Origin of the sequence: Endozoicomonas sp. G2_1 (genome assembly GCF_017744155.1) — a bacterium.
Classification (GTDB): Bacteria; Pseudomonadota; Gammaproteobacteria; order Enterobacterales; family Alteromonadaceae; genus JAGHQT01.
Window position 1 is genome coordinate 15,075 of the sequence record NZ_JAGHQT010000012.1, and the last position, 20,047, is coordinate 35,121.

A 20,047-nucleotide genomic window follows, 5' to 3' on the forward strand; every position below is an offset into this window, starting at 1 on the left:
GTTCTTTATTTATTGTTAACGAGCTATTTTTTGAAATTGCTTTAACAGCTTGTTGTTAGCCCAGTTCAGCCATTGCCATCGCTTCGTCAATGTCTACGGCAACCATACGGGATACCCCCGGTTCAAACATGGTTACGCCAGTTAAGTGACTGGCCATTTCCATCGCAATTTTATTGTGACTGATGTAAATAAATTGCACAGTTTGCGACATTTCGCGTACTAAATTGCAAAAGCGACCAACGTTAGCATCGTCGAGCGGCGCGTCAACTTCGTCCAGCATACAAAACGGCGCTGGGTTAAGGCGAAAAATAGCAAAAACCAATGATAATGCGGTCAGTGCTTTTTCTCCACCCGATAATAAGTGAATTGTACTATTTTTTTTGCCCGGAGGGCGAGCCATAATCGTAACACCGGTATCGAGCATATCATCCCCAGTTAAGGCTAAGTAGGCTTGACCGCCACCAAAAACCTTGGGAAATAACTGCTGTAAATCTTGGTTAATTTGGTCAAAGGTCAGCTTAAACTTGTGTTTAGTTTCCCGATCTATCTTGGCAATGGCGGCTTCCAATGTTGAAATCGCTTCGCTAAGGTCTTGATCTTGTTGGTCTAAAAAGTTTTTTCGTTCAAGCTGAGTATCGTATTCATCTATCGCTGCCAAGTTAATAGGCCCAAGGCGGCTAATCTCTTTAGCAAGTTTAACCAGGTGCCCTTGCCAGATATTTTCTTGCGCGTTTTCAGGCATTTGAGCCAATACTTGATTTACATTTTGTTGCATTTCAGCAAGCGATTCGAGTGCAGCATTAGCGCGAACACGAAAACTCTCTGCATCGAGGTGGTGCTGATTTATCTGCTCTTTAAGCTGATTGACCGACTGTTCTGCTGCTTGCTTTTCCTGCTCTAATTGTTTTATTCGTTGTTGATCACCAGCGAGGTTTTGTTGAATAAAGCTCAGTTTGTCATCAACTTCAGCCATCTGCTTGAGCCACACTTGTAATTGTTGCTCATCATCGTCAATCGGCATTACCAAGGCTTCTAGTCGTTCGGTTAACTCAGCGATATTTTCAGCGCTGGTCTGGCAATCTAACGCAATACGTGCCAAAGATTGCTGCAAGCTTTGCTGCTTACTTTTACTGTATTCAAGTGCCAAAGATTGCTGGTGACGACTTTGATGAAGTTGCTCTATTTGCTGTTGTAGCTGTCGACTCTGCTCATTGGCACTAGCAGACGTACGTTCTAACTCAGACAAGTCAACGGCTTGATAGCCTTGTTCAAATTCTTCCAACTCAAGTTGATAAACAGCCTGTAACTCTTGTTGCTCTTGATAGCTTTGCTCAAGATCTCGATAATTTTGTTGCAGCTCTTGTTGGCGACGTTGGGCAATGTCGGCCGATTGAGTAACAAGTGCAAGTTGTTGTTTGAGCTGCTGGCCTTGTTGAGCAATATCACGCTGTTGCCCCGTTATTTGCGCCAATTGTTGACTGACTCGCTCTTCTTGAGCGGTTAACTCCGTCAACTGCTGATTGCCTTTCAAGACGTTTTCGGCCAAGCGTTCTAAACTCTGTTGTAACGCTTGTTGCTGTTGTTGGTGCTGCAATACATTGTCACTGCTATCACTGCTGCCTATTCGGCCACGGCGGATAAAGCGTTGACTCAGCCAATAACCTTCTCGGCAAATCACCGACTGCTCCAAGTCAAGCTCAGCGACAAGTTGCTGCGCGTGACTGAGATCATCAGCAACAATAATTTGATTTAACCACTGATTAAGGGCTGAGTGACCTGAGACTTTCTCAGCCAAACTGCCAGGTATTGGCTCAGCTATTAGCCCAGAGACAGATTCACTTTGCTCTGGAGCAATTAACATCAACTGTTGCTCAAATTCAAGCGGTGATAAATCATCAACCAACTGAGCTTGTAACCACTGCGCCAAGACCAATTCGACACATGCTTCCCACCCGGGTTCAACGGTGAGAATTTGGTAGAGCTGACGACAATCACTATTTTGATCATTGCCAGATAAAGCATCTTGCTGCTGGCAAAGCCAATCTTGCTTCGGTGCTAATAGACTTTGTAGCTGTGCTAGCAACGCTTGTTCTGCCTGCTGCTGCGCCAACACTTGCTGCCGTTGTTGCTTTACTTGCTCAACTAACTCTTGTATTTGTTGATGCTCAGCGCTAACCAATTCCACTTGTTCAGCTAATTGTGCCTGCTGTTTAAGATTATCTTCTAGCGCAATCGCCAAGTCTTGTTGCTGCTCTTGCTGAGCTTGTTGGCTATTGCTGTCGTGGTCTAATTGCACTTTTAGCTGCTCAAGCTGACCAGCTAACTCGGTGACAGTTTTTTGGTTGTAGTTAATTTTTTGGCTTAAATTGGCCTTGTGCTCCGCATCTGTTGCTGCGCTTTTATTGGCCTGATTTAGTTGCTGCTGGGCGCTTTGCTGACGATTTTGCGCATCAACTAATAACGCTTGTTGTTCAACCAATTGTTGCTCAACAATCAATAACGCTTCAGCTTGTTCAGCTGCCAGCAGTTCAACCTCGACCAATGCCTGCTGATCGAGCTGCTGCTGATCAGCACTTCGCTTCAGTGTTTGCTCAGCTTTAGCAAGGGTTTGACTGGTAATAATTTGCTGTTGTTTGTTGTGCTTAATGCTCTGTTCAAGGCGAGCGATATCGTTAGTTAGGACTATTTTTTGCTGTTGCAAATCACCAATACTTTCGCCGCCCACTTCTAACGTTTGTTTTGCTTCAAACAATTTAGCGTCAAGCGTATTTTGCGCCAGTACTAAGTCTTGCACTTGCTGCTGCAGTGCAGACATTTTGTCCTGCTGGGCTTGGCTCTTTTGGTTAAATTGCTGCCACCTCAGCACCGATAGTTCTGCCTTGTACTTGCGTTCACTTTGTTTAAGAGTTTTAAAGCGTTTTGCTGCCTCTGATTGTTTGTGCAGTTTTTCTATTTGCGCGCCTAGTTCGAGCCTAATATCGGTTAAGCGCTCAAGGTTTTCTCGGGTATGGCGAATGCGATTTTCGGTGTCACGGCGACGTTCTTTGTATTTAGAAATGCCCGCAGCTTCTTCGATAAACACTCGAAGTTCTTGGGGCTTAGACTCAATTAAACGAGAGACGGTGCCCTGCTCGATAATTGCGTAACTGCGCGGGCCAAGGCCAGTACCGAGGAAAATATCGGTAATGTCTTTGCGTCGGCATTTGCTGCCATTGAGGAAGTAACTATTGTTGCCATCGCGAGTGACCAAACGCCTCACTGCGACTTCGTTACGCTCAGCGATTTCACCGGCCATCGTCCCTTGCAAATGACCCGCGACGTTCTCAAAAACCAACTCAACACTGGCTTGTCCAACCGGTTTACGGCTAGTAGCACCGTTGAAAATAACGTCGGTCATGGCATCGCCACGCAAGTTTTTCGCCGAACTTTCCCCTAGTACCCAACGCACCGCATCAATAATATTTGATTTGCCGCAACCATTTGGGCCGACAATTGCGGTCATTTGTTCGGTAAATGGCACCTTAGTGCTATCGACAAACGACTTAAAACCAGCCAATTTAATTTGCTTGAGGCGCATAGTGCAAAAATGAGATAAACGTCAGAATATTATCGAGTTATCAACACTGTATCAGAAAATGTTGCCTTTTGTAACAACTCGGTGCTGTTCCGCAAATTTACAAATGGGTATACTCATTAGCTAGGGTAATTCAACAGGTTATTAAAACGACAGCAATATGCAACAACCACAGGTAACTTCTCAACAAAGCGGTGTCAGCTATTTCTTTAAAGGCTTTGAACTGATCAGGCAAAAAGGATTAAAGCGCTTTGTCTTTATTCCCCTAACTGTCAATCTCGTTTTATTTAGCATTGCTTTTTACTACTTATTTGGCCAACTTGATGTTTACATGGCGAAACTGGACGCTTTTATCCCCGACTTTCTCAGTTGGTTAAGCTATTTGTTATGGCCACTTGCGGTCGCGTTTATGTTGGTGTTTTTCTCCTTTATTTTCAGTTCAGTCGCCAATTGGCTCGCCGCCCCTTTTAATGGTTTATTGTCGGAAAAAGTTGAAGAAAAACTCACTGGACAAGTGTCTAGTGACGGTTCATTTGCCGACATAGTGAAAGACACACCTAGAACACTATCGCGCGAGTGGTGCAAGTTTCGCTATTACTTGCCGCGAGCCATAGGCTTTTTATTGTTGTCTTGGCTGATTCCAGTCATCGGCCAAATCATCTGGTTTTTATTTGTTGCGTGGATGATGGCGGTACAATACAAAGATTATCCGTTTGATAATCACAAGATTAATTTTGATTTGATGAAAGATCAGCTGCGCGATAAAAAGTCGTTGAGTTTTAGCTTTGGTATAACGGTTGCGATTTTCGCCATGGTGCCAATCGTCAATTTAATTGTCATGCCAGTCGCAATTTGTGGTGCAACAGCACTGTGGGTTGACCATTACCGAGCACAAAACCTCGGTAGCTAAACAATAATTTTCTTGACCATCATAACGTTAAGGTTAAGATGAAGTTTAGATATCCCCAAGCATCTTGAGATAGCTTGGGTATAAGTGATATTCTCATTGTGATCAAGACGGATGGCAGACTATGGCTAATAAAAGCTCGATGTTAAATACTAACAAAGTAGCAGCGATATTTAAAAAATCGCTCGTGCTCAGTGGAGTAAGTCTCGCGCTATCATTTTCAGCCTTGGCGCAAGACCAAACTCAAACACCTATCAGTATCGCTAAACTCAGTGATGCGCGTGTTTTCGCCGATTTTACTGAAAAATTACCGGCAGTACTCAACTATTTCACCAAAGCATCTGAACAAGAAGTAATTGCCTTTTATCAAAACAATTACGGTGAAATAATTAGCCAAGAGCGCAAGCGCGGTCGTTTAACACTGAATTTCAGCGCTCAACAGCAAGCCATTCGAGTGGTGATTTCGCAGCAAAATCGTTTACGCCAAGTTGATGTGATTGTTGAAGCAGGTAATTAGCTTTAACAAGGGTACCGCTAAATATGCCAATACAATGAAAGCAGAACCTAGTGGCCGGGGTCTGCTTTTTTTTGTGCAGACAAAATAATTGGGGGATAAAAATGGCGAATAATAAAGTAGCACCAGTAACACTGATCACTTCATTGGCCTTGCTAATAAACACAAGCGTGTTTGCCAATCAAAAAACAACTGAGCAAAAGATTGCCATTCCAGAGAATTACCAAAGCCGTTTTATTCAATATCACAGTGTTGATAAACCCGCAGACGGCGACAAACCGGCAAAAATTCGCTTTCTTTATGTTAACCCCGAAGCACTAGTGGCAGCGCGCGCTAATCAAGCCGCGCCCTACGGTACAGTTTTGTTAATGGAAGACCGCAAAGCGGCGCTCGACGACAATAACCAGCCACTAACCGATAAACACGGCCGCTACATCCCTAGCGATGAAAAGCTCGCGATCATTATTCAAGAAAAACAAAAAAATTGGGGTGATAAGCAGCCAGAGGTGCTGCGCAATGGCGATTGGGACTACGCATTTTTTGACGGTAACGGCGTTAAAAAACAAGACTTAGATTACACACCTTGTTTTGCTTGCCACAAAGGCCAACAAGTAAATGACTACAATTTTACTTTTAATGTCTTTGTTAACCAGCTCGCTGTTAAAAAGTAATTTAGAACGAGCTGTCGTCAATTTACACCAAGCCTAAAGCCCTTTAAACAAGTGGTAAGTGAATGCGACTTCGCTTGGCAAATAACCCGAGTGCTTAGGGAGTTGGTCGTCAATATCGGCAACGCGGCGATGATAGAAGATATGGCAAGACGCCGCAGGCAATTGCTCGAACTGACGAATATTAGCACTGGGTACAATGATCAACTTTGGCATTAAGGGCACGTTTAGCTTTTCGATAACCGGCGTATTGCAGGTTTGACAGAGCCCTCTTTGCAATATTTTTGGGGAGCGATACGCGCGAAAGTTAACTTGGCTGTTATCGCTCAGCTGGACAGCATTGGCTCGAAAAACGCTAACGTCGCCATAAGCTGCTTGGTTATACTGCTGACAAATGGTGCAATGACAAAAACAGCGGAACAGTGGTTTACCGATAATACTGATTTGATTTTGACCACATTGGCATTGACCTTGTGTCATTTTTGCTGTCATGAACTCACCCTGTATATTGATTAGAAAGATAACGTTAGCAGCTCAAGGGTAAAAAGCTCAAGCAATTTAAAGTCTTACAAGGCTAGCACTTACACACCAAACTAGAACAAAGCCAATTGTTGATCGGTGATTTGGTCAAAGCTGGTACCGACAAAGGGTAAAATAGCATCTGCTACCGCTTTAAGCTGACGTTCAATGTACAACTGATAATCGAGTGGCGCCGACAAGTATTCAACCGTTTGCGGACCTTGTGTTGTTAAACAATAAGCTATGTTGCCGCGGTACTGATACTTTAGCGGCTTGCCTTGTTTTTTGTTGAGTTCATCGGCTAAGCGCGCTGCTTTAACGTGTGGAGGCACATTTTTAACATAATCAGCGAGTTTGCGCCGAATGCGCTTGCGATAAATGAGCAAGTGATCGTGCTCACCCGCTAGGGTTTTATTAACCATAGTTTCAACATACTCGCTAATCTCACTGAGTGGTTTGTCGTTAAACACTAAGTGATAAAGCTGATGTTGAAACACTTTTGCCAGCTCGGTCCAATCACTGCGCACACTTTCTAAGCCTTTAAACACCATACGTTGTTTTGCGGTCGCTGGTTGTTCTGTGGCTTCACTCTCACCTTGCTGCTCGACTATTAATCCGGCGTAACGCTTTTTGGTGCCAATATCTAACCCCCTGACCGTTGGCATCAAAAAGCGCTGAAAATGCGTCTCAAACTCTATTTCGAGATAACTGGTTAACGAGAATTCATCTTCAATGGTTCGACGCCACTTATCATTGATATAAGTTTCTAGCTCTTTACCAATGGCCCTGCTTTGCCCTTGGTCATAGTCATCGCCAATGGCGACAAAAATAGAGTCGGTATCGCCATAGATAACCTGATACCCCTTGGCTTCAAGCCAGCTTTGTGTAGTTTTTAGCAAGGCGTGGCTACGTTTGGTAATGGAGCCTGACAAGCGTGGGTCGAAAAAGCGACAACCGGTGGAACCCAAAATACCGTAAAACGAGTTCATAATAATTTTTATCGCTTGTGATAAAACCGCATTATTCTGTGCTTTAGCTTTATCGCGCTCGCGCCATAGCTCGGTGATAATATCTGGAAGAAAGTGTTGGTCGCGGGAGAAATAAGCACCGTCAAAACCTTCAATCGCTTGTTCTGGCGCTTTTAAACCTTCGATTAATCCCATAGGGTCAATTTTAAACGTGCGAATAATGCTCGGGTACAGGCTTTTAAAATCGAGCACTAGCACGTTTTTGTACAAGCCGGGAATCGAGTCCATGACATAGCCACCGGGCGATACCAAATCACTAATGCCATCGCCCATGTTCGGCGCGACATAGCCCGCGCGATGGAGTTTGGGGACATACAAATTGATAAAGGAAGCGACTGAACCACCGGCGCGATCAATGGCGAGACCAGTCAAATGGGCTCTTAATTTAGCAAAGGCGAGTAAGTCGGTTTGCTCGAAAATCTGCCAAACCAAACGACAGTCTTGTAAGTTATAATCCGCTAAGGCTTGCTTGTTGTGGTGAAATTTCTCGGTAATTTCTTGAACGCGGTTATCGACATCGTCAATGTGTTTACCAATCCCTAAGATTTCGTTGGCGACACTATCGAGGGCAAAACTGGGAAAGTTGTAGGTTGCGTTTTTCATCATATCAATGCCATCGAGTACCACTCGACCAGCGATGTTGATATATCTTTGACCATTTGAATTAGTGCCACTTGAATTGGCGCGATTACCGCGCCAATACGGCGCACTTTGATCTCGGCCAATCGCAAAAACAATTTGATGCAAGTCGCAGCGCTTCTGCAGTAAGTCGAAATCGAAATTAACCACGTTCCAACCGATAAAAATATCGGGATCACATTGGTGTACCGACTCGATAAACGCGGTTAACAAAGCCTTTTCATCCTCAACCCATAAAATGTAATCTGGGCTATCTGGCTCTGGATGGCCGACCATAATCACCTGTTCAATATCATCACTGTATAAACCGATGGAATAAAGCTGACCTTTAATTGAACATTCAAGATCAATGGACAGCATTGATAATTCAAAGTTGAATTGATGAAAGTCAGCCGCGCGACACTTAGCTTGGGTAATGCGCTGAAAGCGCGGTGGTGGGTATGACACTGACGATTGATGTTTAGGGTTTGTTTCAAGCCCTTGAAATTCAATTCCAGCAGTAATGTAGCGCTCCATTAAAAAGCGTTCATCAGGGCGAAAGTCATCTTCAAAGCACTTGATACCCGCACCAGTTAGTAGTTCTCTGGCGGCGTAAAATTGATTGAGTTGATTAAAATAAATGCCAGACACTGGCTGCTGCGAAAAATTCTTTAACGTCAATGGCGTGACTTTATCAAGCTTAATCTTCTGCTCAATTAACAATGCTTGCGCTTGGGCTTGTTGGTGTTGGCTGATAAAAAATACCGCCTGCTCTTGCTCTATTTCGAGCTTTACCGGACCTTGCGCAGTTCTGAGCCACAAAATAACGACCATACCAGTGCCTCGGTCGATGGTTTGTCGAGATAAAATAAAGCCTTTGTTACGGATAAGGTTCATTAAGCAGAGGATAACTGGTATGATACTGATTATGTATACAGCAGTTTAAAGGTTTTTTCCGGCCTTTACCACTTTCATCAAATGGCAATTGCCACTCTATCAGCATGCTCAGTGACAAAATCAAACAACAAATTAGACAGGCTTATAAAAAGATAGGCACCAACTTACCTAACTTTAGCCCGCGCAAACAGCAAACCTTTCTGATCGCTGAAATTGCTAAAACTCTCGCCGGTGAATACGACAAAACGCGCAAAATCATCACCATTGAAGCTGGCACAGGTACTGGTAAATCACTGGCCTACAGCTTAGGCGCAATTCCACTGGCACTCAAGCGCAATAAAAAGGTCTGCATATCAACCGCGACTGTTGCCTTGCAAGAGCAATTGGTCAGCAAAGATTTGCCCTTTTTGAACAAAAATGCCGATTTAGATTTTAATTTTACCTTGGTAAAAGGTCGTCAGCGCTATGTTTGTCGACAAAAGTTGGCGCTCGCAGTCAGCAGCGATGACGAGCAAATTGGTTTTACTTTCGCTGAAAAGCCCAATGCCAGCGACATTCGCACTTTAGCCGAGATGCACAAAGCACTTAGCGATGGCAGCTGGCAAGGGGATCTTGATTCTTGGCATCAACCTGTACCCCACTATTTATGGCAGCAGATACAATCAGATAAACACAGTTGCCTCAAGCACATTGACGAGCACACTCAATGCCCCTTCCACAAAGCCCGAGAAACCATTGAAGCGGCAGATGTATTGGTGATAAATCACAGTTTATTGCTCGCCGACCTCGAACTGGGTGGTGGTAGGATTTTGCCTGAACCCGCCGATTGCTATTACGTGATCGACGAAGCTCACCACCTACCTAAAGTAACGAGAGACTTTTCCAGTGCCAGTGTCACGGTAAAAGGCGCAGCTGACTGGCTCGCTAAGTTGAAAGATATTGGCGATCGAATCTCGTCTCAGATCAAAACCCGCAGTGCGATTAATCCTGCCTTGCAACTTGGCGATGATTGCCAAGACATTATTACTGAGCTTAATAAAGTCGAGCAATTTTTAACGGCCAATGCGCCAGTCTATTTTGCTGAACAAGCCAGTAAAAACGCAAATAACGACAGCCAACAGTACCGTTTTGAAAACGGCATTTTGCCAAAAAGCATAAAAAACTGGGCGGAAGACCTGACTGATGCCAGTAAAAAATGCCTCAGCCACCTCAATAAACTCTACAACTTATTGATGGAAGCAGTCAAAGAAGGCGAAGTAAAGCTATATTTAGCCGAACCACTATTGGCTGAGGCAGGATTTTTAATTCAGCGTTTAGAAAACTTCAATGCACTTTGGTTTATGTACGCCAAAACCGACAGTGAAAAAGGTGCGCCACTCGCCCGCTGGCTCGAAAAGCTCGACGGCAAACGGCAAGATTTTCTGCTCAGTGCCTCACCAATTGAAGTTGGCTTTACTTTAGAAGATATGTTGTGGTCGAAAGCTGAAGGTGTGGTACTGTGCTCCGCGACCATTCGCGCGCTAAACTCGTTTGATCACTTTTGCCATCAAGCCGGTTTAGGTAAAAACGATGGCAGCCAGTACCAAGCGGTCGACTCCCCGTTTGATTATCAAAACAACGCCAAGCTCGTTATTCCCAAAATGCGCTATGAGCCGAGCCATGACAACTTTACCCAAGAGCTTATTGACACCTTACCTAAGTTAGTGAGTCTGGATGATGCCTGCTTGGTGCTATTTGCCTCATATTGGCAAATGGAACGGGTTGCCAAGGCACTACGTGAAAAACACAAATGGCCAATTAGCGTTCAAGGCGAGCACTCTAGGCAGTTTATTCTTGATCTTCACAAAAACCGTATTGCCAAGGGCAAAGGTAGTATTTTATTTGGTACCCAAAGTTTTTCTGAAGGGTTAGATTTACCCGGCGATTTGTTGACTAATTTAATTATTACTAAACTCCCCTTTGCGGTGCCAACCTCACCTGTTGAGGAAGCGCAAGCTGAGTACGTCACCGCTAAGGGGGGTAATCCATTTATGTCACTGACCATTCCCGAAACCTCAAAGAAGCTAGTACAGTCATGCGGCCGATTACTCAGGAATGAAAAAGACGTTGGCACCATTACACTGCTCGATAAACGCTTGGTCACTAAACGCTACGGCAGTGAACTACTCAATTCGCTACCACCGTTTAGCCGTGATATTAGCCGTCAAGACTAATAATTTGTCGTTGCAATAAGAATCAGTCAAGTACCAACATAACCAAAACGAATGATTAAACAAATAAATTGCATACTATCGTCAGTTTGCTAATATCAAACTGACAACATTCTAATAACAAAGGTGCGTAATTATGATCATGTTAAACATTTCAGAAGAAATGAAGCAATGGATTGACGACCAAGTTGCCAGCGGTCGTTTTAGCTGTCACAACGAGTACATCACTCACTTGCTTGAAATCGATCAAAAACACCAAAAGCAAGGTGACTTAACGCCAGAAGACATTGTTCACCAACAGCAAGAAACATACTAAGCGCTTGTCTTGCTGTTAACCTAATGTATGGCGAATGTTCTAACTTCTATTATTAAGAATAATAATAGCACTACATTAGAACAACATTTCGCCAACAGTTTTTTGCCAATAGCTGATCAATAATGCCATGACTTAACAAACAAAAGGCCATGGTATTATCATGAACAGAAAAGCAAAAATTAAATTGCTCAATTGTTATCGAGCGCTCCCTGTAGTATCGATTTATGTACTGTCCGCCTATATCAGCCAATCAACCATCGTCTACCTAGCAAAAGCCATTTTTTGAACAAAAGGTTTTGAGCTGAGAATATAATCTCAGCTCAACTAACACTCACCTCCTTAATTTTTAGCCATTTGGTTTAAATCACTATGAATTTTTACTACGACACGGCGGTCGTAAAAACTGGCCTCTTGCTGAGCGTTTGCAACAATTGGTGCTGACTCGCCAAAGGCAAAAATATTGATTTTGTCGGCGGCGACACCTTGCTTGATTAGAGCGTTCTTCACTGAGTTCACTCGTGCCAGTGATAGGTTGTGATTTCGCGTTTCATCGCCTTGTAAATCGGTATAGCCAGACAGATCAATACTCAGCTCTGGATTAACTTGTAAAATACGCGCAAGTGCAACCACCTGCGCGTGATAATGAGGTGCGATATCGCTTGAACCAGTTGAAAACTGTAGGCTCATTAACAAATTTTCCGCTTGTAATTGACTAGTGTTTTTCTGCTTTTGCGATAGTGCTAATAACTCTTGCTGATAATCGAGCTCTGCTTGTTTCAATTGGCGGCGATAGTTTGCAGCCATCGTATTTTGGTGCTGGTGCTGCTGTTCGATATGGGCTGACATAATCTCAATATCTTCATTGGCGTTGTAATGCTTGGCAAAAAAGGTACTGGCGACACCAGTAACAAAAGCGCCAATTGGGCCTGCGACAATCGCGCCAACAACCGCTCCTGAACCAAAGGCAATTTCTTGTCGGCGGTCTTTTTCCTGTTTAGAGGTTAATTTGGGGCCCGCGGAGGAAAACTCAGTTTCTGCCTTGGCAATATTAATTGTCACTGGCGCTAAAATTAATGCTGAGCTAACCATTAAGTGAATAAGATTTTTTTTCATAGTGTTAATTCCCATTTCTGTATATTAGATAACTTTACACTCGGGTCTTTGTTACCCTTGATGTCGTTGACGAAAGATATTAAACACTTAAAAATCGGTTACTTATGGTCGTAAAGAAGGCAAGCTACTGAGCAAATATGGCAACAATATGGCAATTGTGCCGATTTGCTGTTTTTTACTTCACAAACGCAAATTATCGGATATAGTCAAGCCATAAACTGCCAGCTCGCAGATAACCTAAGCCCATATTTCAAATACCCGAGAATATCGATAAATGAGTAAGCGTATTGCAATAGTAGAAGATGAAGCGGCAATTAGAGAAAACTATGCCGATGTTTTGCGTCAACAGGGCTACCAAGTACAAACTTATGCCAACCGGGAAACGGCAACCCAAGCATTTGCCCTGCGTTTACCTAACTTAGTGATTTTAGACATTGGCTTAGAACAGGAATACGACGCCGGCTTTACCTTGTGTCAATGGCTTCGTTCACAATCCAAAACCTTGCCAATTATTTTTCTAACTGCACGCGATAACGATGTTGACACAATTTCGGGTTTGCGAATTGGTGCCGATGATTACCTAACAAAAGATATTAGCTTGCCTCACTTGAGTGCCCGTATTGCAGCGCTATTTCGTCGCCAAGAAGCGCTTGATCAACCGCAGCAAGAGCAGCATTTACTGACTCTAGGCGACTTAATCATCGACAGCCAGCGCATGACCATTAGCTGGCAACAACAAGCCATTGATTTAACTGTTACCGAGTTTTGGATGGTTTATGCCCTTGCCAAACATCCTGGACACGTTAAAAATCGCCAGCAGTTGATGCAAGACTCAAATATCTACGTTGATGATTCAACCATTACCTCACACATCAAACGAATTAGAAAAAAATTCGCCAAATTTGATAACGAATTCGACTGTATTGAAACGGTTTACGGCATGGGCTATCGCTGGAATCAGCCAGAGCTTACCCAATCAAGTGCGCTAGATTAAGGTAAACCCAATGTTTGGTTTATCACTTCGCCTCGGTCTTAGATCAAAACTACTGCTACTTGCCAGTATTTTGCTGACTATTCCGTGGCTGGGTTATCAGTACGTCTGGGAAATGGAAAAGTATTTGCGCTTTGGTCAAGAGCAAACGCTAGTTGGTACCGCCCGCGCCTTGGCAACGGCCCTGCACGAGCGCGATAATCTATTCAATAACCAAGCGAGTTTCTTGCCCAGCGTCAAAAAAGGTCGAGACTTATACGGCTTTCAAATCAACAACGCGATTCAGCTGGATGGTTTGCATCAAGATTGGCCAGATTTCAAAAACAAAGCGCACTTTTACGGTGTTGAACACCAACTTATTGCCCAGCCGCTGAGTTTAGATAGCCTTAGCCTGCACTTTACCGCCGGTGTTGCCAAGTACGACAAATATCTTTATCTACAGATAAACACCGTCGACGACCACCTTATTTACCGCGGTGCTAATACTCTGAGTATCTATCGCAATGATCATCTTGAACTTGCACTGGTCGACAATGACGGTAATTTCAATCGCTATATTATTAGCAACAAGGCTGATGGCTGGCTCGACGCTTACCAAATTACCAACACGCCTGATAACAAGCCAAGCCCAGCGCCACTGATTCAAGGCCAATGGTTGGAAACTGAGCAAGGTTACAATATTGAGCTAAGGCTGCCGCTAAGCCTAGTTGGCGACAAGATAGCCTTTGCCCTTCACGACGTTGATCAAGAGCTCGGTGATGTTGTCACTAGTTTAGGTTCTGCCGACCCAAGTAGCGCTGAAACACTTGGTACTATTTTGGTGCCCTCACCTGAGATTGAACGCATAGTTTTGGGTATGAGTTACACCAACTCAGCGATCTGGGTGGTTGATCAACACCATAGGGTATTGGCCAAAGCGGGTGACATCAAATCAGCCTCGGGTGTTTGGCGCAACGGTCAAAGGCGGGTGGGTTCAAGCTGGTTAAGTGACGTTTTTGGTGAAAATATTGGCGGTATTTGGCTGAGTTTTTACCAAGACTACTTGCAACCACTTTACTACAAAGTACTGACTAAGCCCCCTAGCGACTTTATTGATACCTTATACGACAACAGCAACCTCACCGGTGAGCACATTACCAGCGCACTCTTGGGCAACGCCCAATCTCAATGGCGGCTAACACAAGATCAACAGGCTGTAATACTGTCAGCGGCGTACCCGATTTATATCGATAAACAAGTGTATGGCGCTGTTGTCGTTGAGGAAACCACCAATGGCATCCGAACACTGCGTAACTTAGCTCTAGAAAAGCTGTTTACCGCCCTGTTGGCAATTTTATTGATTGGCAGCAGTGCGTTTGTCTTGTTTGCCTCTCGAATCTCAGGTCGCATTGTTCACCTGCGCAACCAAGCCGACAGCGCCATAGACGAACAAGGCCGAATTACCGGCAGTATCAAGGCATCACGCGTCAACGATGAAATTGGCGATTTGTCCCGCAGCTTCGAGAGCGCTATTAACAAGTTGAGTCAGTACAACCATTATTTGGAAAACATGTCATCGCGATTGTCACATGAGCTTAGAACGCCAATCGCAGTGGTAAAAACGTCGCTGGAAAACTTACAGTTTTTGACCATGCCAGATAACGCGTCGCCTTACATCGAGCGAGCGCAGGCTGGCATTACCCGTTTGAGCCATATGATCAGTCAAATGAGTGAGGCAACGCGAGTTGAACAGATGCTACAAAACACCGAAAAACAACGTTTTTCACTGACCAAGGTTGTTAGCTCATGTAGCCAAGGGTATCAGCAGATTTACCCTGAGTTCAGCTTTAGTTTTAACCGCCCTGATGACGATTTTGACATCAATGGCTCACCAGAGCATATCGCACAACTGTTTGATAAAATTATTAATAATGCAGTTGATTTCAGCGTTGACAAAAAAATTAATATCGAACTAAAGCAGCAAAAAGATTCAGTTTGCTTAACCATTAGCAATAACGGACAGCTGTTGCCACAAGATATGCAAGGCCAAGTGTTTGATTCAATGATTTCACTAAGACCAAAACACGATACAGATATTACCGCCAATATTGAACAGGCACCGCACCTTGGCTTAGGACTCTATATTGCCAAACTCATTTGCCAATTCCATTTGGGCAAAATAACGGCGAGTAACCACCAAAACCCTAATGGTGTTAGCATATCGGTAAAAATCCCACTGGCCAGCTAGCGATTTAGCTGGCTTGTTTATTTCGAAAACAGCAGACTGGGCAATTATTCTTCAAATCGTCACAGTAATCGCTTATAAATAAATCAACTTTGATTTTTAACGAGCTTACTATGGCTGATAAATTTTCCCGCGTTCTCAACGGCCGAGATACTCTTACCTTAGCATTTGGCGCCATGATTGGCTGGGGCTGGGTAGTGTTAGCCGGCGATTGGGTGACGACTGCCGGTTCGTTAGGTGCTATTGTCGCGTTTATCATTGGCGGCGCATTGGTCAGCTTAATTGCCTGTACCTATGCTGAGCTTGCAACGGCAATGCCGCAAGCTGGTGGTGAGCATGTTTATAGTCATCGCGCACTTGGCAATTTTGGCTCTTTTATTTGCACATGGACGATTATTCTTGGTTATGTCTCAGTATCGGCGTTTGAAGCAGTCGCTTTGCCGACCGTGTTAGATCAATTATTTACCATTGAACATCAAGGTTTGCTGTGGCAAATAGCTGGCTGGGATGTCTATGCAACATGGGCATTAATCGGCAGTGTTGGCGCAATATTAGTTACTTTAGTCAACATTTTTGGCGTTAAGCCAGCCGCGTTTTTACAAACTGTGCTAGTAGGTTTGTTGATCATTGGTGGTTTGCTGTTGATCAGCGGCGCTGGCATTGGTGGTAATATCTCGCATATCGAACCACTATTCGTCAACGGCTTTGCAGGCATCAGCGCGGTTATCATTATGGTGCCGTTTATGTTGGTGGGTTTTGATGTTATCCCACAGGCAGCCGAGGAAATTAACTTACCATTTAACAAAATCGGTAAAGTACTCATGGCATCGCTATTACTGGCTGTGCTTTGGTACATTTTAATTATCTTAAGCGTTAGTTTAGCGCTACCCGCCGAGCAGCGAGCAAGCGCTGAGCTTGTAACCGCAGCTGCTAGCCAAGCCGGTTGGCAATCAGAGTTCGCTGGTACTTTTTTAATCATTGCTGGTATTGGCGGCATCTTAACCAGTTGGAACGCCTTTATGGTTGGTGGCAGTAGAGCAATCTTCGCAATGGCGCGAGCAAAGCAGCTACCAAGCTTTCTCGCCTATTTACACCCCAAATACAACACGCCAGTTAATGCGATTATCTTAATTGGCGTGTTATCGGCATTAGCGCCACTGTTAGGTCGTAAAGCATTAGTGTGGTTTGTTAATGCTGGCGGCTTAGGCATTGTTATCGCCTATGCCTTTGTTACCCTGTCATTTTTAGTATTAAGGTATCGAGAACCGACATTAGAACGCCCTTATCGCTTAAAACAAGGTAAACTTATAGGCTATTTGGCATTACTTGCCGCAGTGGCATTAATTGCCCTGTATCTGCCTGGCAGCCCATCAGCTTTAATATGGCCTTGGGAATGGCTTATTTTTCTAGGCTGGGGATTACTCGGATTAGCACTTTACGCATCGACGAAAAAGTAACACGTTAACTATTTAGTAAGAAACGAGCTTTAGTGTGCATAAATCATTCAGAACACAATAAACGCTATTCAATCCCAATATATTTGTGTACTTGAATCGATAATCGCCAGTTGTTTTCAATACAGGCTTTTATCGCCAGCTCGGTGGCTCGCTTCTTTTGACTAATCGGTTGTAAATAAACCGGTTTGTCAGCAACCTGATGTTCGTTAAGCAATGATTTTAAATCATCAACGTGTTGCTCGGTAGCTACGGGGTGTTTGATTTCATTAGCTCGCGCAAGTGCAGACGTTAAAATTTTATAACCACCGCGCATATTCACTTTCGGCGATACGGTTACCCAACACTGATCGCTAACAATCACCTCAAAAGTGCCAGAGGTTTCAACTTGAGTGGTGTAGCCAGCTTGTTCGAAAACCTGACAAAGTGGCACCAAATCGTACATACACGGTTCGCCGCCTGTAATAACAATGTGTTTAGCGCGCCATTGGTTGGTATTTACCACATCTAACAATTGCTCGGCGGTTTGACCGGCCCAATGTTCGGTCTCTTCAGTTTTAGCTTGTACTTGTTGAACACTAATCGACAATTCGGGCTTCACTTCCCAAGTGTGCTTAGTGTCACACCAAGAGCAGCCAACAGGACAGCCCTGAAGGCGAATAAAAATAGAAGGTTGACCAGTAAATGAGCCTTCACCCTGAATGGTCTCAAACAATTCGTTAATTTTATACAAGCTTATCGTCACTTTTCTGCTTTAGCCCACGGCGTTAATAAAGTAAAATGCGCGCCATTATACCCTAACTAATCCTTGAGCAAGCAAAAATATGAATGAAAAAGTTGTCGTCATTTATTCTGGCGGCATGGACTCTTTTACTGTACTTAATCGCGCACTAAAAGACGGTAAACAAGTTTATGCGCTATCTTTCGACTATGGTCAGCGCCACGTAAAAGAATTAGCGTGCGCCGCTAAGGTTTGTGAAGAATTAAATGTACCACACAAAGTTGTTGATATTTCTGCTATTAATCAATTACTTGCTGGTTCTTCGCTAACTGACGATATCGAGATACCAGAAGGTCACTACGAAGAAGAAAGTATGAAATCTACCGTAGTCCCTAACCGCAACATGATCTTATTGTCACTGGCGGTTGGCTACGCGGTATCTGTTGAAGCAAGCCAAGTTTATTACGGTGCACACTCAGGTGATCACGCTATTTACCCTGATTGCCGTCCTGAATTTGTCTTGAAAATGAATGATGTTTGTAAAATTGCTAACTACGACGCCGTTGAAATTTTTAGCCCTTACTTAGAAGTTAGCAAAACAGCGATTTTAACCGACGGTTTAGCAATGGGCTTGGACTACAGTAACACTTGGACTTGTTACAACGGCCGAGAACACGCCTGTGGTAAATGCGGTGCCTGCGTTGAGCGTTTAGAAGCATTTCGCGACAATAATACCACCGACCCATTGACCTACGAATAACCCCTCTTTCTAGAAAAAATAAGCTGTTGCCGTTATTTCAAAGCGGCAACAGCTTTTTTGTGTCCTCCGCGCAGTTACTAGCTAACTGGTGCGTTGCTCGCGACCGAACCAAGCAAATAAAAATGCGACAACAAACGGTACAACCCTTTCCAAAACATCACCTGGGCTGTTGGCTAAACTGTTAAAATAAACCGTTAAGACAAAACCCGATAAAATGGCTAGCAGACGATATTTACCCGCCACTTGAAAGCCCATCACCAGTATGATTAACAAGGGGCCAAAAGCAGCACCAAGGGCTGCCCAAGCAAATAATACGCGAGAGAATATTGCCTCGGGCGCATAGAGCGCAAGTAGCAACGCAAGTATAGATAAAGCAGCAACGCTCAAGCGTGAAATAAGCAACTGTGCTTTGTTAGATGCGCCCCATTTTAAATCGTATGATACTGAAGACGCCGCCACTAACAGCTGGCTGTCTGCCGTTGACATAATTGCCGATAGCACCGCAGCAATAATAATACCGGCAACAACTGGATGAAACAGTAATTCTGTCACACCAAATAGCACTTGTTCATTGTCATTTGCAACCGGCAATAAAATGCGTGCCGACATACCGAGAATTAGCATGCCGGCGAATACGATAATCGGCCAGCCGATACCAATATATTTACCTTGATTTAGTGATTTCTCATCTTTTATCGCCATAAACCGGTTGACCACATGAGGTTGTCCCGGATAACCGAAGCCGACGCCCATCATCCCCAAAATAAAGGCAATCGCTGACCAACCACCAAACTCGCCGGTAAAACTCAACTGGTGCCCCGTGTAATGGTTACCTAATTGTTCTACAAGGGCGCCAATGCCGCCAAGTTCGATAACAGCAAATACAGGCAAGATAATCGCAGCAAGCGCCATCAATAGTCCTTGAATAGTGTCGGTAACGCTAACTGCCCAAAAACCGCCCATTAGGGTATAGAGTAAAATAATCGCCGTTCCTAGCACGATTGCTTTGGTGCTTGAAATATCAAATGTTGCTGAAAAAGTGCTACTCGCGGCTTGAAACTGTGCCGCGATATAAAATGCAAAAGAAAAAACAATAATAAAGCTAGTGAGATAACTAATGTACCTACTAAACGAGTCTTTGCCTGCAACGAGTTCAGGGACGGTAATCGCGTTTGTTTTGTTAGCTAAGGTTCTAATTCTTGGTGCTAACCACAACCAGTTAAACAAATAACCTGAGATTACCGAAGGAAATAGCCAAAGCGCCGAGTAACCTAGGGTATATGCGGCACCACTGACGCCGAGCAAGCTCCACGCAGAAGATGCACTTGCCGACGAGCTAATGGCCGCGACCCAAGGGCCGAGTTTTTTACCGCCAATAAAAAAATCTTCGCTACTATGGGTTCTTCTACTCGCCCAAAAACCAACGAGTATCAACAGTAATTTGTAGCTAACTAAGGTAATGAGGACAACGGATTCTCTAGACATAAGGCACTTCTGTTATTGTTATTATTTGAAGGTCATTGAGTCACCTAG

The 20,047-nt window shown here is 44.0% G+C and carries 15 protein-coding genes; 9 read left to right on the forward strand and 6 right to left on the reverse strand.

Translation table 11 applies throughout. The features are described 5' to 3' along the window. Positions 1-55 precede the first annotated feature (55 nt). Entirely contained in the window at positions 56-3,577 is a 3,522-nt protein-coding gene (gene smc, locus J7384_RS13345) for a chromosome segregation protein SMC (protein WP_280636382.1), read from the reverse strand. A gap of 157 nt (positions 3,578-3,734) precedes the next feature. On the opposite strand from smc, the gene cysZ reads away from it, so the two are divergent. The 3 genes from cysZ to J7384_RS13360 all read left to right on the forward strand — a co-directional run bounded on the left by cysZ (position 3,735) and on the right by J7384_RS13360 (position 5,666). Continuing rightward, complete coding sequence (cysZ, locus tag J7384_RS13350) at positions 3,735-4,484, forward strand: sulfate transporter CysZ (RefSeq protein ID WP_209114854.1); 750 nt, start codon at positions 3,735-3,737, stop codon at positions 4,482-4,484. 121 nt (positions 4,485-4,605) lie between these two features. Next, entirely contained in the window at positions 4,606-4,998 is a 393-nt protein-coding gene (locus J7384_RS13355; protein ID WP_209114855.1) for a hypothetical protein, read from the forward strand. Between the two features lie 101 nt (positions 4,999-5,099). Next, positions 5,100-5,666 carry a cytochrome P460 family protein gene (locus J7384_RS13360; RefSeq protein WP_209114857.1) on the forward strand — a complete coding sequence of 189 codons (567 nt, stop codon included), beginning with the start codon at positions 5,100-5,102 and terminating at the stop codon, positions 5,664-5,666. A gap of 33 nt (positions 5,667-5,699) precedes the next feature. Here J7384_RS13360 and J7384_RS13365 read toward each other — a convergent pair whose 3' ends face one another. Both J7384_RS13365 and J7384_RS13370 read right to left on the reverse strand, forming a co-directional pair. Continuing rightward, positions 5,700-6,155 (reverse strand): GFA family protein, encoded by a 456-nt coding sequence (locus J7384_RS13365; protein WP_209114859.1) that lies wholly within the window; start codon positions 6,153-6,155, stop codon positions 5,700-5,702. Positions 6,156-6,256: 101 nt separating this feature from the next. Beyond that, positions 6,257-8,725 (reverse strand): DNA polymerase II, encoded by a 2,469-nt coding sequence (locus tag J7384_RS13370; RefSeq protein ID WP_209114860.1) that lies wholly within the window; start codon positions 8,723-8,725, stop codon positions 6,257-6,259. 104 nt (positions 8,726-8,829) lie between these two features. Between J7384_RS13370 and dinG the strand changes: the two genes are divergently transcribed. Further along, positions 8,830-10,938, forward strand: a complete 2,109-nt coding sequence (dinG, locus tag J7384_RS13375; protein ID WP_209114862.1) for an ATP-dependent DNA helicase DinG — start codon at positions 8,830-8,832, stop codon at positions 10,936-10,938. A 133-nt stretch (positions 10,939-11,071) separates the two neighbouring features. Continuing rightward, entirely contained in the window at positions 11,072-11,251 is a 180-nt protein-coding gene (locus tag J7384_RS13380; RefSeq protein WP_209114864.1) for a hypothetical protein, read from the forward strand. Positions 11,252-11,590: 339 nt separating this feature from the next. On the opposite strand, the gene pdsO is transcribed toward J7384_RS13380, so the two are convergent. Further along, positions 11,591-12,364, reverse strand: a complete 774-nt coding sequence (pdsO, locus tag J7384_RS13385; protein WP_209114866.1) for a sortase-associated OmpA-like protein PdsO — start codon at positions 12,362-12,364, stop codon at positions 11,591-11,593. Positions 12,365-12,638: 274 nt separating this feature from the next. Here pdsO and pdsR point away from each other — a divergent pair, with 274 nt between their 5' ends. From pdsR to J7384_RS13400, 3 genes are all read left to right on the forward strand, one after another. Then, positions 12,639-13,358 (forward strand): proteobacterial dedicated sortase system response regulator, encoded by a 720-nt coding sequence (gene pdsR, locus J7384_RS13390; RefSeq protein ID WP_209114868.1) that lies wholly within the window; start codon positions 12,639-12,641, stop codon positions 13,356-13,358. Between the two features lie 10 nt (positions 13,359-13,368). Beyond that, positions 13,369-15,582, forward strand: coding sequence for a proteobacterial dedicated sortase system histidine kinase (pdsS, locus tag J7384_RS13395; protein ID WP_209114870.1), 2,214 nt, complete (start codon positions 13,369-13,371; stop codon positions 15,580-15,582). A gap of 110 nt (positions 15,583-15,692) precedes the next feature. Continuing rightward, the gene (locus tag J7384_RS13400; RefSeq protein WP_209114872.1) at positions 15,693-17,036 is read left to right on the forward strand and encodes an amino acid permease; all 1,344 of its coding nucleotides are present in this window, start codon (positions 15,693-15,695) and stop codon (positions 17,034-17,036) included. A 64-nt stretch (positions 17,037-17,100) separates the two neighbouring features. Here the strand turns inward: J7384_RS13400 and queE are convergent, their stop codons facing one another. Continuing rightward, entirely contained in the window at positions 17,101-17,766 is a 666-nt protein-coding gene (gene queE / locus J7384_RS13405; protein ID WP_209114874.1) for a 7-carboxy-7-deazaguanine synthase QueE, read from the reverse strand. 91 nt (positions 17,767-17,857) lie between these two features. Here queE and queC point away from each other — a divergent pair, with 91 nt between their 5' ends. After that, positions 17,858-18,514: a 7-cyano-7-deazaguanine synthase QueC gene (queC, locus tag J7384_RS13410; protein WP_209114876.1), complete on the forward strand. Its 657-nt coding sequence runs from the start codon at positions 17,858-17,860 to the stop codon at positions 18,512-18,514. A gap of 81 nt (positions 18,515-18,595) precedes the next feature. Here the strand turns inward: queC and J7384_RS13415 are convergent, their stop codons facing one another. Beyond that, positions 18,596-19,999 carry a sodium/proline symporter gene (locus J7384_RS13415; RefSeq protein ID WP_209114878.1) on the reverse strand — a complete coding sequence of 468 codons (1,404 nt, stop codon included), beginning with the start codon at positions 19,997-19,999 and terminating at the stop codon, positions 18,596-18,598. Between the last annotated feature and the right edge of the window lie 48 nt (positions 20,000-20,047).

Excerpts from the sequence above, each read along its gene's own strand:
- smc (WP_280636382.1), bottom strand. The coding sequence starts at position 3,577 with ATGCGCCTCAAGCAAATTAAATTGGCTGGTTTTAAGTCGTTTGTCGAT.
- pdsO (WP_209114866.1), bottom strand. The coding sequence starts at position 12,364 with ATGAAAAAAAATCTTATTCACTTAATGGTTAGCTCAGCATTAATTTTA.
- J7384_RS13380 (WP_209114864.1), top strand. The coding sequence starts at position 11,072 with ATGATCATGTTAAACATTTCAGAAGAAATGAAGCAATGGATTGACGAC.
- queC (WP_209114876.1), top strand. The coding sequence starts at position 17,858 with ATGAATGAAAAAGTTGTCGTCATTTATTCTGGCGGCATGGACTCTTTT.
- J7384_RS13355 (WP_209114855.1), top strand. The coding sequence starts at position 4,606 with ATGGCTAATAAAAGCTCGATGTTAAATACTAACAAAGTAGCAGCGATA.
- cysZ (WP_209114854.1), top strand. The coding sequence starts at position 3,735 with ATGCAACAACCACAGGTAACTTCTCAACAAAGCGGTGTCAGCTATTTC.
- pdsS (WP_209114870.1), top strand. The coding sequence starts at position 13,369 with ATGTTTGGTTTATCACTTCGCCTCGGTCTTAGATCAAAACTACTGCTA.
- dinG (WP_209114862.1), top strand. The coding sequence starts at position 8,830 with ATGCTCAGTGACAAAATCAAACAACAAATTAGACAGGCTTATAAAAAG.
- J7384_RS13365 (WP_209114859.1), bottom strand. The coding sequence starts at position 6,155 with ATGACAGCAAAAATGACACAAGGTCAATGCCAATGTGGTCAAAATCAA.
- J7384_RS13415 (WP_209114878.1), bottom strand. The coding sequence starts at position 19,999 with ATGTCTAGAGAATCCGTTGTCCTCATTACCTTAGTTAGCTACAAATTA.
- J7384_RS13360 (WP_209114857.1), top strand. The coding sequence starts at position 5,100 with ATGGCGAATAATAAAGTAGCACCAGTAACACTGATCACTTCATTGGCC.
- pdsR (WP_209114868.1), top strand. The coding sequence starts at position 12,639 with ATGAGTAAGCGTATTGCAATAGTAGAAGATGAAGCGGCAATTAGAGAA.
- J7384_RS13370 (WP_209114860.1), bottom strand. The coding sequence starts at position 8,725 with ATGAACCTTATCCGTAACAAAGGCTTTATTTTATCTCGACAAACCATC.
- J7384_RS13400 (WP_209114872.1), top strand. The coding sequence starts at position 15,693 with ATGGCTGATAAATTTTCCCGCGTTCTCAACGGCCGAGATACTCTTACC.